The sequence below is a fragment of the Fibrobacter sp. UWB1 genome (assembly GCF_002210325.1).
Lineage (GTDB): Bacteria > Fibrobacterota > Fibrobacteria > Fibrobacterales > Fibrobacteraceae > Fibrobacter.
Genome location: NZ_MWQL01000003.1, coordinates 189,864 through 207,080, shown reverse-complemented (window position 1 = coordinate 207,080; position 17,217 = coordinate 189,864). Strand labels below are relative to the sequence as shown.

The window sequence follows — 17,217 nt, the reverse complement described above, 5'->3', positions numbered from 1 at the left end:
GTTCAAGACGATTTTAGAGTTTTAACCCAAGGATTTAAACCATAAGGCCCGCTCCAATGAGGATGCGGGTTCTTTTTTTAAGTCAAATTTCTATTTTTTGGACGTAAAAACGAACTTGAGCCTTGTTGGACAGGCAAGGAGATAAGGAAAAAATGAGCGAAAATACGAATGCAAGACAACCCTTCTTTTATGACGTAACACTGCGCGACGGCAACCAGGCGCTTCCGAAGCCCTGGAATAATGCGCAAAAGAAGGATGTTTATCTTCAGTTGCTCAAGCTGGGCGTGCAGGGTGCCGAAGTCGGTTTCCCGGCTTCGAGTGAGATGGACTTTGAATCGTGTAAGGAACTTGCCCTGCTGACCGCCAAGATGGCCGAAGAGGGCGACGAAGTCGCAAAGCGCATCGTGGTGTCGGGCCTGGCCCGCTGCGTGGAAAGCGATATCCAGCGCTGCTGGGAGGCCGTGCAGTACGCTCCGCATCCGCGTATCCATACCTTCCTGGCTACAAGCCCGCTCTCGATGGAACATGTGCTGCACATGACCCCCGAACAGGTGAAGGAAAAGGCAGTGCATTGCGTGAAGTTTGCAAAGTCGCTCGTTGGCGACAAGGGCGACGTGGAATTCAGCGCCGAACATTTCGGTGACTGCCTCGAAAATATGGATTTCGTGATTGACGTGCTGAAGGCCGTGGTCGAAGCCGGTGCGACGACCATCAACCTGCCGAATACGGTGGAACGTTATCGTCCGTTCCTGTACGTGAATCAGATTAAGCAGGTGTACGAAGCCCTGCCGAAGGATATTACGATTTCGGTGCACTGCCATAATGACCTGGGTATGGCGACGGCCGCAACCGTCGAAAGCTTCTTCGTGGGTGCAACCCAGTTGGAAGTCGCGCTGAACGGCCTGGGCGAACGCTGCGGCAATACGAACTTCTACGAAGTCGCGGTTGCGCTGCATAACTCCGGCGTGAATACGGGCCTGCACATGGAACGCATTTATGAAACGGCTATCTTGATTTCTCAGTGGTCGGGTATCAGCATCTATAGTCGCGCTCCGTTGATTGGCGCCGAAGCAATCGTGCACCGTAGCGGCATCCACCAGGATGGCGCCTCCAAGACGAAGGACATGAAGAAGGGTGCCTACCGCCCCATTGACTACTCGATTATCGGTCGTCACCAGAACGATTCGCTCAGCTTTACAAGCCAGAGTGGCCGTACCGCCGTGTACGAAATCATCACGAAGTTCGGCTACAAGATGTCTCTTGCCGAAGCCGCCGAACTGCAGCCGATTCTGAAAGCTTGCAGCGAAAAAGAAGGCGAACTGTCTGCCGAACGCGTGCTGGATGTGTTCCGCGAACATTTCGTGAATGTGAACGGTCGCCTGGTGTTCAACAACATCGAGGTTATCCCCGACGAGAATCGCTTCATTTTCCACTTCAAGAAGGATGGCGAATCTTTGGTGAAGTCCGTGACGGCCGAAGGCCCGATCGAGGCGGCCCTCATGCTCATGCGTGAAATCGGCATGCCGGTGGAACTCGTCAAATACCGTCAGCTCGTTGTGCCTGAAAAGGACAAAATGTGGGCGGGTCGAGGCCTCAGCCGCATTGTGCTGAAGGCGAACAACGTCGAAGTCGAAGGCCGCGGCGTCTCTAGCGATACGCTCAAGGCCAACATGCGCGCCCTCTTCGGCGGCGTGAACCTGCTGTATAAAAAACAGTAGCAGTCTTTAAAACTCTAGGGCAATGAAAAGAAGGAGGATTTGTGCTACGAGTAATACTATCTATTATGGCAGTAGCCGTGGGGGTCTTTGCTGCAGAGTGGACTGATTTTGCCGCTCAACCGGCAGAAGTTTCTTTAGGCGGGAAATCTTATTACGAGATTTCTTCGGCTAAGGAACTGGCCTGGTTCTCGAAACAGGTCGCTTCGGGCAAAACCGCAATTAATGCTGTCCTGAAAAACGATATCGTCCTTTGGGATTCGGTGTCGGGCGATACCAATTATTGGAACCCTATCGGTCCGTCTGATTCTCTTGCGTTCGAAGGTATCTTCGATGGCGCGGGCAAGACGATTTTGGGGGCGCATTCCGAGTATTCGCAAGAAAATGTGGATTCCGTCTTTAACGGGTTCTTCAGGTTTGTCGGCGAAAACGGCGTCGTCAAGAATTTCACGCTAGAAAAGAGTGTCCTTCAGGTGGAACACCTTGGCTCTGATACGGTCTACTCTTTTGATGAAATCGCGAATATGCCGCTTTTCTATCCTTTTGTCGGGAACGTGGTTGGGGAAAACCGAGGCCTTGTCGATAGTGTCCGTGTGATTGATTGTGAGGCCGTAGCGAAAGGAACCTATTCTACGGAAATTGTGAAGTCCGCTACTACGGCAGCCTCGATAATGGTGAATGCTTATACGATGTATTTATATGTGGGCGGAGTTGTTGGACACAATCGTGGTTCGGTGACTCATGCTTACGTGAAAGATTTGATTGTGCCCCCTCATGGTTCGATGATTTCGTTGTTCATGGGGGGCGTCGTGGGTGCAAACGAAGGAACCGTTTCGGAATCTCGTGTTGAAGGCGACCTGAAGGATGATTCTCCTTTGGTGCTGGGAGGCATTTGTGGCTTTAACAAGGGAACGCTTGACCATGTCAAGATGGTCGGCGATATGGAGACTGTTACTGGACTTGTTGCGGGCATTGTCGGCGAAAATCGTGGTCTTGTAGAGTGGGCGGAATATACGGGCTCTCTGGGACGTGCCGGTGACGGTGGCGTGGCGATTGGCGGCATTGCAGCCTATAATTTGGGAAAGATTTCTAAATCCTACTATGGTTCTATCGATGACTCCAAAGCGCTTCGGTTGTCTGCAAATCTTACGAATCCTGGTGGTATTGAAATTAGCCCCGCAGCCTATGCGGGTGGCATCGTGGCGAGACAGTCTGATAAAGGTGTTGTAGAGGATTGTGGTGTTCGAGCTTCATGGATTATTCTTGGAACCAAAGTTTCTAACACTGTTGGCATGTATACGGGCGGCCTTGTCGGAGCCGATTCGGGTAGCGTCTATAATTCGTACGCAGTGTTTTATAAAATCTCGGATGTTGGGAACAAGGCTCCGCTTTACAATGTAATCCTGGGTGGTGAGCATGTAGGCAATCATTATGATTCCGTGATGCTAGAAAAAGCTTTTCCAGGCGATACGACTGGGCTTGAAGAGTCCCTGATGGAGTCTCCGCAATTTGCGTGGATGTTGAATACGAAGTTCCAGACGGTATCTAACCGAAATATTTGGTGCCACAACGGGCGTTTCCCGGTGCTTGCCCTTGATGGCCGCAAATCTACATACGGCATTGTGCGCTATGTGAACAATATTGTGTTCGATACGGTCTATACCGATTGCAAGGGTCTTGTGGTTTGGGGCGATAGCATTTCTGACCCCAATACGGGAAAGAAGATTGGTAACTGGCTCCTCAAAAATGGTGACAAGACCCAGAATGTTGGACCGCAGTACGTGTTCTCTCGTGATACGAGCATATACACATCTGTAGAAAATGCCGACTGGCTCTTGAAAGAAAAGAGCTCCAGTTCCTCGCTGGTAGAAAGTTCGTCGAGTTCTGCGGAACTGGGGTCTTCGTCGGGAACGATTTCGGTTCAGGTGCCTTCGGCAAGTGCGTCGTTGAAATATTCAGTGGAAAGAGGTCGAATCTATCTTAGTGGTTTGACTTTTGCAGAACCGGTTGCTCTGTTTGATGTGCAGGGTAATTTGATAAAGCGAGAAATTTCCTCGGGAAGTGATTTGTCTATTGCGCTTGAACACCGAGGAATGTATATTTTGAAGTATATGGGAACAAGTTACAGGGTCTTTGTTCCTTAAACGAACAAATGCCTAGAGGTGACCGATGCTTGAACAACTCAAACGCCCATTCAAGAAACGCTACGACAAGGTTCGCGAAAAAGCGAGCCAGTATGTCGGGCCTGTGAAGGAATCGGTGTCCAAGCTGATGGCCATGCTCCCGAAAATGGAAGCCTTTGCCGGTTTAGAAGACCAGGCTGAAGCTTCGGCCGAAGGCGCTGTCGTTGAAGGTGCCGAGGGAACCGCAAAACCCGGCCTGAAAGCGAAACTCAAGGAATTTAAGGCCTCTCTCAAGGGGCTCTCTGATTTTCAAAAGCTGATTCTCCTTACGATTGCAGTGGTGCTTCCCGCGGGCATTTTTATCGCAGTGGTGCTCGCCGGCATTTTCCACAGACATAGAAAATAATGCTTTCTTCCCGCTTGCCTAAAGATCTTTCGCCATCGCCGTTCTTTGCCGAATTGGAGCGTGCGAAGGCTGAGTCAGCGCCGTTTATTGACATGACGGTTTCTTCGCCTGTGAAGGCGGGGCTGCCGATTGATTTGAATGATGCGGTGGAGGAGGCTCGCAAGGATTTCGGTTGCTGGAATCCGGATGCGGCGGGGTGGAAGTCGGCCCGCGAAGCGGTGGTGGAGTATTACCGCGAACGCGGGGGCAATTTTACGGCTGGTCAAATTATCCTTACGGCGAGCACCAGCGAAGCATATTCTGTTTTGTTCAAGACATTCTGCGACCCGGGCGACGTGATTTTGACGCCGATGCCGGGCTACCCGCTGCTCGATACGCTTGCACAGCTCGAACATTTGGAATGTGCGCCCTATTTTCTGCAACTTAGACGAGAGAACGCTCGTAAACTCGCTACAGACGAGAGACGAGAGGGCGCGGCGTTTAGATTCGTTCTCGATTCCGACAGCTTGTTGGCGGCTCCGGAGAAAGCGAAAATCTTGCTGCTGGTTTCGCCGCATAATCCGACGGGGCATTGCGTTTCTCGCGAAGAATGGAATGCGGCGGTCCGCTTTTGCGAAGAAAACGACATGATTCTCGTGGTGGACGAAGTCTTCGGCGATTATGCGCTTACGGATAAAGTAAAGCGTACTTGGCAATACGTCATTGCGACCCCCGAAGGGGGGAAGCAATCCATTGAGGAAAAATCAAATAATCTATGGGATGCCGGTGGCGGCGACTTCATCAACCTCCCGGAAGACGGACCCAAGTGCCCTATCTTCTGGCTGAACGGCTTAAGCAAGGCAGTGGGTTCTCCGCAGCTCAAGCTCGGCTGGATGGCTTTTTACGCGCCCCGCGAACGCTTTGAAGAAATCCGCGCGGCGCTTGAATTTGTAGAAGACGCCTACCTGAGCGTGTCCGCTCCGGCGCAGGCTCTCGGCACGGCGCTGTTGCCTAAGGCCGCCGCCTACGAAGCCCGCGTCAAGGAACGCTTGCTTGCCAACTGGCAGACGCTCCGCGAAGCATTCCCTGCAAAGTACTGCCCCGAGGTTCTCGGCGGCTGGTATGCAGTGGTCCGCCTCGGCGAAGACGACGAGGAACTCACGCTCCGTTTGCTCCGCGAAAAGCATGTGCTGGTGCAGCCCGGATTCTTCTTCGATTTCGACGAAGACGGCTGGGTGGTCATCAGTTTGCTGCAAGAGCCCGCGATTTTCAAGGATGCGGTGCAGCGAATGAAAGAATTGTAATAGTAGATTTTAAAGCTACAGGTGAGCCTTTAGCTTTTCGATAATTTCATCTACATTGGTGAAAGCGCAAACGGGTAAGCTGATGGCGTGCTCCGAGGCCCATTTTGCTCCGGTCGTCCGGTTTGCGGACCATTCTTCTGTCGTTATCATTCCGCATAAGGTGACGGGAATATTAAAGCAAGGTTGCTCTTGCAGCGGGGCGGGGTAGTGGATGCAGTAAGGAATTTCTGCGGCCTTCAATTTCTCAATAAAGCTTTCGCGGTTCTCGGCCAAAACTGTATACTGGGCGTAGGTGCACTTGCATCCGGTTTCGATTTTTTGAGGAACAATCTTCTCGCTTGCAGCCGCGGTGCTGTTGTATTCGGTAAAGTAGGCGTCGTACTTGGCCGCGTTTTGGCGCCTGACCGCAAGCTCTTCATCGAGGTGCCTAAGCTTGACTCTAAGGACCGCCGCTTGCAGTGCGTCAAGTCGGCTGTTCATGCCGATGATTTCGTGCCGGTAACGCCCGGCGCTCCCGTGGTTTGCGATTATGCGGATTTTTTGGGCGAATTCTTCGTTTTCGGTAAATAGGGCGCCGCCGTCACCGTAACAGCCCAAGGGCTTACTCGGGTAAAAACTGGTGATGGCAATATCTCCGAATGTGCATGCCATTTGGTTGGTGCGGGCACCGAATGCCTGGGCAGAGTCCTCGATAATCCAGAGCTTGTGTTCGGTGGCGATTTCGCGCAGATCCTTGAACGGGGCGCACTGGCCGAATAGGTTCACCGCAATAATTCCCTTGGTATGCGGCCCAATCAGTTCTTTTACGCTTTCGGGGGCAATTTGCAGCGTTTCCTGGTCAATGTCGGCAAATTGGGGGGTCCCGCCGAGAAGGGCGACGCATTCTGCAGGGGCGATAAAGGTAAAATCGGGGACGATCACCTCGTCGCCAGGGCGTAAATCCATGGCCATCAGGGCGATCGTGAGGGCGTCTGTGCCGCTTGCGCAGGTTATCGTGTGGATTTTTCCGCCCAGATACTCCGAAAGTTCCTTTTCGAGAGCCTGTACCTGGGGGCCTCCTATGTAACAACCGCTGTCCAACACCTCTCGTTCGGCTTTTTCGAGTTCAAAACGATATTTTTCGCGTTGTGCAGTTAAATTTACAAAGGAAATCATGCGCCCAAAGATATAAATTTTTGCCCACCCCTTGAAAAATTTCCAATATTTACTAACTTTGAACCAACATTTTTAAGTAGGTTTTCACCCGGAGATAATAAGGTGCCTCAACACAAATCTTGCAAAAAGCGTCTGCTTCAGGCCGAAAAGGCCAATGCCATGAACCGTTCTACCCGTTCCGCTATCCGCACCGCCCTCAAGGCTGTCCGTAGCGCAACTTCTAAGGAAGAAGCCCTCAAGGCCATGCCGGCTCTGTTCAGCATGCTCGACAAGGCTGCTGCCAAGGGTCGTGCCGGTTTCTGCGCTAACCGCGTCGCTAACTACAAGGCCAAGGCCGCTAAGGTCATTAACGGTCTCGCCTAATTAATCGTTAAGTCGATTTAGTGCGAATTTGAATAAGCCGATACACTATGTGTGTCGGCTGTTCGTGTATATTCAATTTTCTATATTTGTCTATAATGATAGATTCGATTAGGCTTTTTCTAGAAACTCGTTTTGGCGGAGTGTTCGATCATTCCGTGATTCAGCGCTTGTTTATTGCGTTGCTGCTCCTGGTGGCGGCCCGTCTTCTTTTGATTTTCTTGAAGCATGTCATAAACCATGCAGAAAACCGGGGGCTCGATTCTTCGGCAAAACCGCTGGTCTATTCGCTATTTTCGTACTGCATCTACATTGTTACTTTGTTGTTAGTGCTGCATGTGCTAGGCGTGAATACCGCAGGCATTGTTGCTCTTGTAGGTGCGGCGAGCTTGGCGGTGGGTCTCGCCTTGAAAGATGCCCTGGCAAACATAGCCTCGGGTCTGTTGCTGCTGTTTTTGCGCCCGTTTAAAGCCGGCGATTACATCGAATGCGGTAATATCAAGGGCAACATCGTGGGAATCGGCCTCTTTAATACCACGCTCCGTACTTTGGATGGACTTTATGTTTCAGCACCGAATACCTCCTTGTGGGGACAGCCGATCGTGAACTTTAGCAAGAATCCGCTCCGAAGGCTCGAAATTACGGTGGGAATCGACTATGGAGATTCTCCGGAAAAGGCGCTCGATATCATGCGCGACGTGGTGGCGGGCGAGCCCCTGTTTATGCGCAAGCCTGAACCCCAGTTCTTTGTTTCGGGCCTCGAAGACAGCGCCGTGAACGTGACTTTCAGGGCCTGGACCCGAACCCAGGACTACTTCAACTTGCGCTGGAAATATACTGCTGAAATCAAGAAACGCTTTGTTGAAGAAAAAATTACAATTCCGTTTCCGCAGCGCGTCGTCCATTTCGTGGATCGCCCCCAAGGTCCTGTTTGACCGATATTCCTGATTAGAATGCTAAAAAAGCATATTTTGTGGTCTACGAAATTATTTTTTTTATTAGATTTGAAGTAGATATATCAAGGATGTGTAATGTCTTCGATAAACTTTGCTACACGAGAAATTAGTTGTAAAGTCGTTTACTACGGACCGGGCCTTAGCGGTAAGACCACCAATTTGCAGGTGATCCACCAGAAGATGCCTCAGGACAAGCGTACCGACATGGTGTCCCTCGCGACTGAAGGTGACCGTACGCTCTTTTTTGACTTTTTGCCGCTGAACTTGGGGGATATCAAGGGGTTCAAAACAAGGTTCCAGCTTTATACTGTTCCTGGTCAGGTCTATTATAATAGTACCCGTAAGCTTGTGCTTCGTGGTGTAGACGGCATTGTTTTTGTGGCGGACTCCCAGAGGTCCCGTCAGGCCGAAAACCTGGAAAGTTTGCAGAACCTGCGCCAGAACTTGCAAGACTATGGCATGGATCTGGACGATATGCCTTTTGTGCTTCAGTACAACAAGCGCGATATGGACAACGTGTTCACCCTCGATGAACTGAATGCCGAACTTAATCCGCGCAATGTGCCTTTCTTCCCGGCTACCGCCCACAATGGTAAGGGTGTCGTGACGACGCTTAAGACGATTGCCATGCTCGTGATTGAAAAGTTTAACGTCAAGCAGGGATTCCTCCGTCAGGCGGCTGCCAATGTCGGTAATACCGGCGTTCACGATGTGTCGCTCACCAAGGAAGGTGTTTCGGTCCAGGCAACTCAGCCCGCTGCTCCGGCTCCGCATGCTGCCCAGCCTGCCGCCCCTGCACAGCCGGCATCCCCGTTCCGCATGCCTTCGTTTGCGGCAAGACCGCCTTCTGCAGCTCCTGCCCAGCCTTCGACTGCCGGCGCCGGTCTGTTCCAAAAGGGGGCTACGTCGTCGCCGTTCGGTCGCCCGCGTGCAGCAACTGCAGTACCTCGTATGCCGACCTTCGGTCGCGATGTCGCTAAGCCCGCTGCCGATGCCGATGACGAAATTGAATTGCGTCCGTACGTACCTAAGAAGAAGTAATTTAACGAGGGTGCATAATGAGCGATTTTACCATTTATTCCGATGATGCCGCCAAGGTCCAGCGTTTAATGACTGCATACCAGGCGAGCGTCAAAGCTGAATATATTGTTCTTTGCCATCGTGACGGATCCATTATTGCAGAAGTCGGTTCTTTGGGAATCGATGCAACTCCGCTTGCCGTGCTTAGCACGGCGTCTTTCGACTCTGCCCGCCAGGTGGGCATGATGCTCGGTGGCGAAAACTTCCAGGCTGTTTCTTTCAGCGGTGAATCCCGTTCCATTTACATTGCTCCTGTAGACCAGGCGCTCTTGTTGGTGCAGATTTTCCCGGGTTCCAAGCTTCCGAACCGTATCGAAGACTTTAACCGCCTGTTGGTCGAAAAACTGGTCGATGCTGTTCCTGCCTTTACGCAGAATACAAGCCGCCTGGTTCGTTAAACTTTTGATCTAGGACTGCCTTGTGACAAAACTTCCTCCGCTTCGCAATTTGCGGAAAACGACGATTGTCGTGATGGTGGTCTTTCTTGGATTTTTGATTCACCGAATTGTGGTTGCCTTGCACGGCGCCGAAACCATTTGGAATTCTGCCGATACGGAACTTTCCATGGCGCAAAGCGTTGTCTGTAGCCATATTGTGAATGGCTCTCCGTTCGGTGTCGATAGCGTGTTCGAAGAGGGCATGCGTCTTTACTACTACTCCACGGTCTCGTCGGCGTTGCAACTCGGGGACGACTCCCTAATGCATATTTGGTTTAACGGAGCCGATACGGTGCAAAAGCTTGCCTGTGATATGTCGCAGGATGTATGTCTCACGACCATTGTTCCGAATCTTTTGAAACCGGGCGAGTGGAGTGTGGACCTGGTGGCCGGGCGCAAGCTGCTTGCAACCCGCCAGTTTATCGTAGAACCTAACGAAAGGTAAGCCCCATGTCCCGGCAGTTCTGGTTGGGACTCTTTCTGTTTTCTGTACTCGCATGGGGTATGGATACGGATTCTTTGCCGGTATGGGATCCGGCCTTACTTGTCCGCGGAAATTCTTATGCTCAAAATGCGGATACTTCGGCCCGCAAGGATTCCCTTGAAACGCACGGCTACAAAATGGTCCAAGTGACTGTTGGCGATGGCGGTACGCAAGTGGATCAGGAATTGCGCCTTTCGATTACGGGGCGCTTGACCGACAGTGTGTATATTGACGCTTTGCTTTCTGATGTGGGGCGTCGCGCGGGCGACCAGACGACGGCGACTCTCCGCGAGGTGGACCAGATTTATTTTCGCGTGGAATCACCGCATTACTTTTTGCACTTGGGCGATTTGACCTGGGTGGATTCTTCGATGGGTTTCACCGGAATTTCTCGAGCGTCTCTTGGCGCCATGGGTGGAGTGCGCGGCGACTTTGGTGGCGGATACACGCAGGTGCGTGGCGTTATCGGTACTGACGAAGTGAAACATTTTATGCGGACGTTTAACGGTGTAAGTGGCCAACAATTGGGCTATTCGCTGGACGGCTCCGGCAGTTTTGTTGCGGTGGTGCCGCAGTCCGAAACCGTGTGGCTGAATGGCGTTAAACTCACGCGCGGTAAGGATTACCTGGTGAATTACGCGGGCGGCATGCTCGATTTCAAGGGCTCGGTGTTGCCGAGTTTCGATGACGAAATCCGCGTGGAGTACGACGCTTACGAAAATGACAATATCTACATGCTCAAGGGCGCTGCGGCAAACTACAGACACCCGAACCTGTATTTGGATGTGTCGGGCTTTAGACTCGAAAACGATGTAGACCGCTTAAAGCGCGGCGTGTGGACCGATGAAGATTATGCAATGCTTAAGGCAGACCGCGGTGACGATTTTGTGCGTGATGATACGTTGCCCCCTTTGAACAGGCCCGACAGGACGGAACGCATGAACGCCCGCATTCGTGTGCAACAGAATAGACAGTTCTATGCCGACTTTGAAATGGCGATGAACCGCACTGACACAAACATCGTATCAAAGCATGTTGGCGGAAGCGAGGGCAAAGCCTTCCGTTGGTATGTATCGAGTGATTCTACCCGCGACCTGGTGCATTTCCCGATTGCGATGTCGGTGTACGGAAACCGCGTGCATCAGGGCTTTGATATTCTGAAACATCCGGGGGCTGATTTGGACTGGAACCTTTACGGCCTGCGCGATAGCTGGGACTTGGCGTATAGTGATTCTGCTTTCCTGGATGACGACTTGTTGCACGATGAATTCACGATGCGTGCGCGGTTTGCAAAAGAATGGTACGGGTCTGCGCAGTGGGGTTACCGCCGTAATGCCGGAGAAGACTGGAATTCTTCGCGTGTGCAGTTAGGCGTGCAGCACCGCAACCGGAATGCCTTGGGAGAACTCGCTTTGATTCGTGTGGCGAGTTTGCAAGAACGCGAAATGGAACGCTATCAAGGAACGGCGAATGCCGAATTCTTGCAGGGAATGGTTCGCCCGTTTGGTGCCGGCGACTTGCGTTTTACGAAAATCAATTTGGACGAAGTGGAAGACGAGGTGGTTTACGGCAAGTCTTCGAGCGGCTTAGGAATTTATTTTGACCGCGGCGAGATACGTGAAAGCGTAGGCGGGCGAATGGCCAAGCGCCGTGGCGATACCTATGGCGATGAATGGGCTGATTCCTTGTGGGCTGCCACCTGGGTGCAAGAGGCAAATTACAATAGCCGCTACTTTACCTTGGTGCACTTGCTGCAATACGAACGCATGCGCACTGATTCTTCGGAAAGCGAAAATAGCTGGCTTGCCAATTTGAATTCTCGCTTTGGTGGCGAAGAACTGGGCTGGCAGGGCAATGTGGCGTATAAATTGGGCTTGACCGAAGAACAGATTTATACAGCCGTCTACAAGGCGGTTGCGCCGGGTACGGGCGATGTGCGCTATGACAGCTTGACATCCAGTTACATTGAAGGAGTGGATAACGGCGACTTTGTGTACGAAGGCATGGGCCGCAACGATTCCGTGGGCGCCGTTCTTTCGTCAGATGCTGCATTCAATATTGAACTTCGTTTTAATCCGGGGCTTGTCTTTGGCGTGCGCGACGGATTCTTGCGCGATGTGACTTTCGGCGGTTCGTATGAGGGCGAAGGGAGCGATACTACGGGCAAAAAAATATACTTCCCGCCGGTCACGACTTCGCAACTGCACCGCATGACATCGGGCCGTATGGCGGTGGAGGGCTTGGTGGACTGGCAACATCCTTCGGGCGTTTCGCTTACGTACAAGCCGGGCGCCACATTCGATAAAAAACTTTCTTCGATTTCGTATTACGAGACCTCTTACTCGCATGAATTCGAAGCGGGCTACCGCATCAATCTGGATCATTTTGTGGGCGGCACGCTCCTGATTCAAGAAAACGAACTTTCGGCCATGCAGGAATGGAACTGGGATATTTACGACGGAACGCTGCGCTACCGCTTTGACTTTTTGCAGGGATTCTTTGTGCAACCGCTCGGGCGTTACCGCACTGGCGAAGGGGGCGATGGCTCTGGTCGCGAAGAAGGCCTGTTTGATGCCGACCTTTGGGAAGGCGCCTTGCGTGTCGGTTACAATCGCCAGAAAAAGGTGAATTCTTATGCGAACTTCTCGGTGGTGCAAGTCAAAAGCCATGGCGACATAATCCCGTACCAGGTGATGGATGGCTACAGCGATGGCCGTACGTATCGTTTTGAATTTTCGCTCTCTGTGGATTTGAATGATTTCTTGACGATGGGTTGCAGTTACATTTTGCGGTTTGGCGACGCCGAAGAGAATATCTTCCAGAAGCTTAGCACTGAAGCGAGGGCGTACTTCTAATGCGTAATTCGGAATTCAGAGTTCGGAATTTGTTTTGTGTGCATAGCATCTGTATGGTGAAGTGCTTCCTTTTTATTGCAACAATGCTTTTCGTTGTTGTTGCATCTTCTGCTTCGGAAGGGTGCCGCATTACGGCGGTGCAGTGGGTGGGCGAGCGCGAATTGTACGAAGAATCCCAAGTGCAGGCGCTGGTGGGCAAATCCTGCGAAAGTTGGCCGCTGACGCGAGACCGCATCGTAAGCTATTATGAAAATCGGGGATTCTTGTCGGCAAAACTTTCGGGCGAACTGGATTCGGCCGGCGTGCTGACCGTTCAATTGGACCGCGGCATTCCTTGGGTGTGGGCAGATCCCGAGAACATGGATTCCTCGGGTAGCGACATCGAGGTGTTCCGCCGGCAAACGAAAATCGAACCGGGAAAACTCGTGTCACCGCTGGAATTGGAACGCTCCGACATGAAGCTTGCGAGCTTGGGCTATTACAACCGTACGGCTCCGGCTCAAATCTTCCGTGACCCGGTGCGCAACCGCATAATCCCGGTGTACCACATGCAGGCGGCTGCCGTTTCCGAGGCATATGCGTTACTCACGTATTCCAGCGAAACCGACGAGTGGGAAGGCAACGTGAATGTGGCTCTCTATAACATTCGCGGAACAGCCCGCGACTTGACTCTAGAAGGCTATACTGCAGATAATGCCCGCAGGCTAGAAGGTTCGTACAAGGAACCGTGGATTTTCGGTTCTGAATGGAACGTGTTTGCCCGTGGCTATTTCGACGAAGATTCTTCGGAACGCGATGCCTACGGCGAAATCGGAATTTCCCGCGACATCGGCTTTGACTTTACCTTGGGCGTGTTCCTCGGCATCGGTAGCAACCGAAAAACATCGACCTTTGAACTCTCTTATGTGTCGCTTGACCGATTTGTATTGCCGCGCTCGGGTACGCGATTCAACGGCTCGATTGTTTGGAATATGGACCGCCCGGATTCCTTGGACAATTACCTGAAGGCGTCAGCCAAATTCTCGCGGTACTTGCCGATTTATGGCAACTGGATAACTCGCTTTAGCGGGGCTGCCGGCGGAATATTCCCGACCGATGCGGACTTGGACCGCTTCGATTATTTCGCGCTGGGCGGCATGGATAGCTTCAAGGGCATGGACGTACGCTTTATGCGGAGCCGCGCCTACGGGTATTCCGAATTCGCGATTCTATGGCAAGATGGCTACGACTTGAGCATCGAGGCTTTCTACCAGCCGGGACTTTACCGCGCATTTGCGCCGGAACATGGCTGGAAGCGCGAACATGATTACGGCGTGGCCTTTACGCAGTACCGCGGCAACTGGAGCGTGAACCTGTATTACGCGCTACGCAACGGCGAGAATTACCTTGACGGCATAATAGGATTCGGACTAAAAACTTTATTTTAGGTGTGAGCTATGAGCAGCGAGGTCGATCGCCTCTGGCACGAGCTCATTGCTAAATAGGAGTTTTACTCTTCTCGCCGGCGATTTCTCGTACGAGTTTCGGCACCAGATAGCCGGGCAGCTTGGTGCGGATTTCTGCAATCAGCTTGCGGGCTTCTTCATCGCTCACTTCAAAATGGGCGACCCCGTTTGCGTGGTCCAGCTGGTGCAGGTAGTAGGGGAGCACTCCCTGCTCGAAAAGTTTGCGGCACAAGGCGGTGAGCTTGATGGCTTCATCGCTGATTCCCCGCAGGAGTACGCTCTGGTTCAGAAGCGTCCAACCGCTAAAGCGCAATTGTGCAAAAACAGTTGCAGATTCCTCGTCCAGTTCGTCGGCGTGGTCTACATGCGACACCAGCACGCAGCTAAACCTGGCCGGCAGTTCGCGCAGCAGTTCAAAATGCTGCATCACCAGGTCCGGGCGCATCACGGGGAGTCTCGTGTGGATGCGGAGCGTGGTGACCGAGGGGTGCGTCGCAATCGCTTCAATCAGTTCGCGGAAGGTGCCGGGACCAAGGGTCAGCGGGTCACCGCCCGAAAGAATCACTTCCCACACATCGGTGTGGGTATCGAGCCAGTGGCCCACCTGGCGTGCAACGTCGGGTGTGTTTTGGAAAGGGTAGTTCTTGCGGAAACAGAAACGGCAACGGGCACCGCAGGTGGCGGTCGAGACAATCAGGGCTCGTTGGTCGTATTTCTGGATCACACAGTCGGATTTTCCGGCCGGTAAATCGCCTACGGGGTCGTCTACAAAGCCTTCGACCTTCTTGAGTTCGTCCTTGGTGGGCAAAATTTCGCGCAACAGGGCGGCAGGGTCGCCAGCCTTCTTGATCAGGTCGGCGTAATGCCTAGAACAAAGGAACGGAAACTTCGGGTTCAGGTCAAGGTCGGCAAGTGCGGTCGTTTTGGCAATGACTGTCGCCAAATCGGATCCCAAATAGTCCAAAAAGTCAGGGATTTGCGTAAAAACGGTAACGGGGCTTTCCATTATATTGCTAAATTTAGAATCAAAATCAACAAGAGGATAATATGGGTACTGTAAGCACCAACGAATTCCGCAAGAAACTTAAAATCATGGTTGATGGTCAGCCGTACGAAATCATCGAAAACCAGTTTGTGAAGCCGGGTAAGGGTCAGGCCTTTAACCGCGTTCGCATCAAGAACTTGGTGACCGGCCGCACCCTCGAACGCACTTGGAAGAGTGGCGATACGGTTGAAGAAGCCGACGTGACCTTCACCGAAATGACCTACCTCTACAATGACGGTTCTACTTGGTATTTCTTGAACAACGAAACTCAGGAAACTGAAGAAATCTCCAAGGAAGCTCTCAATGGCTGCGAAGTTTGGCTCCTCGACGGCGCTACTGTCGAAGTCACTTGGTGGAAGGACCCGAAGTCCGGCGCTACGCTTCCGATCGAAGTGATTCCGCCTACCTTCGTTGACCTCATGATCATCGACGCTCCTCCGGCAGTCCAGGGCAACACCAGCGGTAACGTGATGCGTGAATGCACCGTTGAAACCGGCGCCAAGGTGATGATTCCGCTCTTCATCGAGAACAACACCAAGATCCGCGTGGACACCCGCGACGGTTCTTACCTCGAAAGAGCTAAGTAATCTTTAAAAAGATTTCAGAAATGCTCCTGGCTCCGGCTGGGAGCTTTCTTTGTATGTAGGGGGAAGAGTCCCCCTCGCTGCAACCGCCCTTGGCGTTTTCCGCTACCCTCTCTCCTAAGGGGCTCTGCCCCCTAAGACCCCTAATGGAGCCACACTGATTCGGAATCACTAACGTGATTCCTGTTTTTATAATTTAAATTTGACGTATGAAGATTTTTAACATTTTGGCTTTGTCTATTTTTCTGACTCAGCTTGTAGCTTGCGATGACGACAGCAGTTCTTCCCCCGTTACCCCGAACGACAGCGATATACGAGACTGCGCAACTTGTTGCGCTAGTGGAGTTATCCTCTGTGGGGAGGAATCTAGTAGTAGCGTCGCCACGGTAAATTTCTCTTCCAGCGTCAAGAATGAATCTAGTAGCAGTGTCGAGACTGCTTCTTCAAGTAGTGTTCTTTCATCGTCATCCTGGAGTTCCGAAGGATCGATAGAATCCAGCAGTAGCATTGACTCGGCGAAATCCTCTTCCTCAGTCATGAGTTCTTCCTCTTCAGTTGAACAGAATTGTTCTGCGCTCTTGGAGGGAGCTGACGGCTGGAGCTGGGATGTTCCTAAAGAATGTCGCCTGAACCCTGATATAACCTACGGCACCATGACCGACAGTCGCGACAAGAAGGTGTACAAGACGGTGAAAATTTGTGACCAGACATGGATGGCTGAAAACCTGAATTACGCCGACAGTACGAAGACTCCGAGCTTGTTGAAACGCAGCTGGTGCTATAACAACAAGGCTGAAAACTGTGCCGTGGCCGGTCGCCTTTACACCTGGGCGGCGGCGATTGACTCGGTTGCTTTGTATGATGGTGGCAACGGTGTGGACTGCGGTTATAACAGAACCTGTATGCTCCCGGCAAAGGTGCAGGGCATTTGCCCGGAAGGCTGGCACCTGCCGACTAACACAGAATGGGATTCCCTGTTTGCCGAAGTGGGCGGAAGCTCGACTGCTGGTAAGATTCTTAAGTCGCAGACGGGCTGGTACAACAATGGCAATGGTACGGATGGCGTGGGCTTTTCCGCACTGCCTGTCGGCTACAGGTACTACGTTGGCAGCTTCAACGGCGTTGGCTACGCCTACTACTGGAGTGCCACTGAGCTCAATAGAGACTACGCCTACGGCATGCTCTTGAGCTACGGGCGCGAGAGTGCGAACCTGCACGACGTCCTCAAGGACATCGGGTATTCAGTTCGTTGTCTAAAGGACAATCCCTAACCCCTTCCTAACATCTAC

The 17,217-nt window shown here is 52.2% G+C and carries 14 protein-coding genes and 1 pseudogene; 13 read left to right on the top strand and 2 right to left on the bottom strand.

Annotated elements, in window-relative coordinates:
- The first annotated feature begins 152 nt into the window (after nucleotides 1-152).
- From leuA2 to B7988_RS04035, 4 genes are all read left to right on the top strand, one after another.
- Complete coding sequence (leuA2, locus tag B7988_RS04050) at nucleotides 153-1,718, top strand: 2-isopropylmalate synthase LeuA2 (protein WP_088656917.1); 1,566 nt, start codon at nucleotides 153-155, stop codon at nucleotides 1,716-1,718.
- Nucleotides 1,719-1,783: 65 nt separating this feature from the next.
- Entirely contained in the window at nucleotides 1,784-3,859 is a 2,076-nt protein-coding gene (locus tag B7988_RS04045) for a hypothetical protein (protein ID WP_088656916.1), read from the top strand.
- Nucleotides 3,860-3,884: 25 nt separating this feature from the next.
- Nucleotides 3,885-4,244 (top strand): hypothetical protein, encoded by a 360-nt coding sequence (locus B7988_RS04040; protein WP_088656915.1) that lies wholly within the window; start codon nucleotides 3,885-3,887, stop codon nucleotides 4,242-4,244.
- The gene (locus B7988_RS04035) at nucleotides 4,244-5,527 is read left to right on the top strand and encodes a pyridoxal phosphate-dependent aminotransferase (RefSeq protein WP_088656914.1); all 1,284 of its coding nucleotides are present in this window, start codon (nucleotides 4,244-4,246) and stop codon (nucleotides 5,525-5,527) included. The genes B7988_RS04040 and B7988_RS04035 overlap by 1 nt, the downstream gene beginning before the upstream one ends.
- A 15-nt stretch (nucleotides 5,528-5,542) precedes the next feature.
- Here the strand turns inward: B7988_RS04035 and B7988_RS04030 are convergent, their stop codons facing one another.
- Nucleotides 5,543-6,682 (bottom strand): DegT/DnrJ/EryC1/StrS family aminotransferase, encoded by a 1,140-nt coding sequence (locus B7988_RS04030; RefSeq protein WP_088656913.1) that lies wholly within the window; start codon nucleotides 6,680-6,682, stop codon nucleotides 5,543-5,545.
- A 102-nt stretch (nucleotides 6,683-6,784) separates the two neighbouring features.
- Between B7988_RS04030 and rpsT the strand changes: the two genes are divergently transcribed.
- From rpsT to B7988_RS03995, 7 genes and pseudogenes are all read left to right on the top strand, one after another.
- A complete protein-coding gene (gene rpsT / locus B7988_RS04025; RefSeq protein WP_073054952.1) occupies nucleotides 6,785-7,045 on the top strand; it encodes a 30S ribosomal protein S20 in 261 nt (86 codons plus the stop codon).
- A 140-nt stretch (nucleotides 7,046-7,185) separates the two neighbouring features.
- The gene (locus B7988_RS04020; RefSeq protein WP_249268836.1) at nucleotides 7,186-7,977 is read left to right on the top strand and encodes a mechanosensitive ion channel family protein; all 792 of its coding nucleotides are present in this window, start codon (nucleotides 7,186-7,188) and stop codon (nucleotides 7,975-7,977) included.
- Nucleotides 7,978-8,073: 96 nt separating this feature from the next.
- Nucleotides 8,074-8,661, top strand: a pseudogene (locus B7988_RS15430) (GTPase domain-containing protein); the annotation flags it as partial.
- 395 nt (nucleotides 8,662-9,056) lie between these two features.
- On the top strand, nucleotides 9,057-9,476 hold the full coding sequence (locus B7988_RS04010) for a roadblock/LC7 domain-containing protein (protein WP_073322465.1): 420 nt from the start codon (nucleotides 9,057-9,059) through the stop codon (nucleotides 9,474-9,476).
- Nucleotides 9,477-9,498: 22 nt separating this feature from the next.
- Nucleotides 9,499-9,960: a hypothetical protein gene (locus B7988_RS04005; RefSeq protein ID WP_249268835.1), complete on the top strand. Its 462-nt coding sequence runs from the start codon at nucleotides 9,499-9,501 to the stop codon at nucleotides 9,958-9,960.
- Nucleotides 9,961-10,019: 59 nt separating this feature from the next.
- Complete coding sequence (locus tag B7988_RS04000; RefSeq protein ID WP_249268834.1) at nucleotides 10,020-12,854, top strand: hypothetical protein; 2,835 nt, start codon at nucleotides 10,020-10,022, stop codon at nucleotides 12,852-12,854.
- Between the two features lie 83 nt (nucleotides 12,855-12,937).
- Nucleotides 12,938-14,281 carry a BamA/TamA family outer membrane protein gene (locus tag B7988_RS03995; protein WP_170930528.1) on the top strand — a complete coding sequence of 448 codons (1,344 nt, stop codon included), beginning with the start codon at nucleotides 12,938-12,940 and terminating at the stop codon, nucleotides 14,279-14,281.
- 49 nt (nucleotides 14,282-14,330) lie between these two features.
- Here B7988_RS03995 and B7988_RS03990 read toward each other — a convergent pair whose 3' ends face one another.
- Nucleotides 14,331-15,305, bottom strand: a complete 975-nt coding sequence (locus B7988_RS03990; RefSeq protein ID WP_088656909.1) for a KamA family radical SAM protein — start codon at nucleotides 15,303-15,305, stop codon at nucleotides 14,331-14,333.
- Between the two features lie 41 nt (nucleotides 15,306-15,346).
- On the opposite strand from B7988_RS03990, the gene efp reads away from it, so the two are divergent.
- Both efp and B7988_RS03980 read left to right on the top strand, forming a co-directional pair.
- Nucleotides 15,347-15,931 (top strand): elongation factor P, encoded by a 585-nt coding sequence (efp, locus tag B7988_RS03985; protein WP_073054959.1) that lies wholly within the window; start codon nucleotides 15,347-15,349, stop codon nucleotides 15,929-15,931.
- Nucleotides 15,932-16,137: 206 nt separating this feature from the next.
- On the top strand, nucleotides 16,138-17,199 hold the full coding sequence (locus B7988_RS03980) for a fibrobacter succinogenes major paralogous domain-containing protein (RefSeq protein WP_088656908.1): 1,062 nt from the start codon (nucleotides 16,138-16,140) through the stop codon (nucleotides 17,197-17,199).
- Nucleotides 17,200-17,217 lie beyond the last annotated feature (18 nt).

Bases quoted from the DNA above. Each gene is read 5' to 3' on its own strand.
- B7988_RS04045 (WP_088656916.1), top strand. From the start codon at position 1,784: ATGGCAGTAGCCGTGGGGGTCTTTGCTGCAGAGTGGACTGATTTTGCC.
- B7988_RS03995 (WP_170930528.1), top strand. From the start codon at position 12,938: ATGCTTTTCGTTGTTGTTGCATCTTCTGCTTCGGAAGGGTGCCGCATT.
- B7988_RS03980 (WP_088656908.1), top strand. From the start codon at position 16,138: ATGAAGATTTTTAACATTTTGGCTTTGTCTATTTTTCTGACTCAGCTT.
- B7988_RS04040 (WP_088656915.1), top strand. From the start codon at position 3,885: ATGCTTGAACAACTCAAACGCCCATTCAAGAAACGCTACGACAAGGTT.
- B7988_RS04010 (WP_073322465.1), top strand. From the start codon at position 9,057: ATGAGCGATTTTACCATTTATTCCGATGATGCCGCCAAGGTCCAGCGT.
- efp (WP_073054959.1), top strand. From the start codon at position 15,347: ATGGGTACTGTAAGCACCAACGAATTCCGCAAGAAACTTAAAATCATG.
- B7988_RS04030 (WP_088656913.1), bottom strand. From the start codon at position 6,682: ATGATTTCCTTTGTAAATTTAACTGCACAACGCGAAAAATATCGTTTT.
- leuA2 (WP_088656917.1), top strand. From the start codon at position 153: ATGAGCGAAAATACGAATGCAAGACAACCCTTCTTTTATGACGTAACA.
- B7988_RS04035 (WP_088656914.1), top strand. From the start codon at position 4,244: ATGCTTTCTTCCCGCTTGCCTAAAGATCTTTCGCCATCGCCGTTCTTT.
- B7988_RS04000 (WP_249268834.1), top strand. From the start codon at position 10,020: ATGGATACGGATTCTTTGCCGGTATGGGATCCGGCCTTACTTGTCCGC.
- B7988_RS03990 (WP_088656909.1), bottom strand. From the start codon at position 15,305: ATGGAAAGCCCCGTTACCGTTTTTACGCAAATCCCTGACTTTTTGGAC.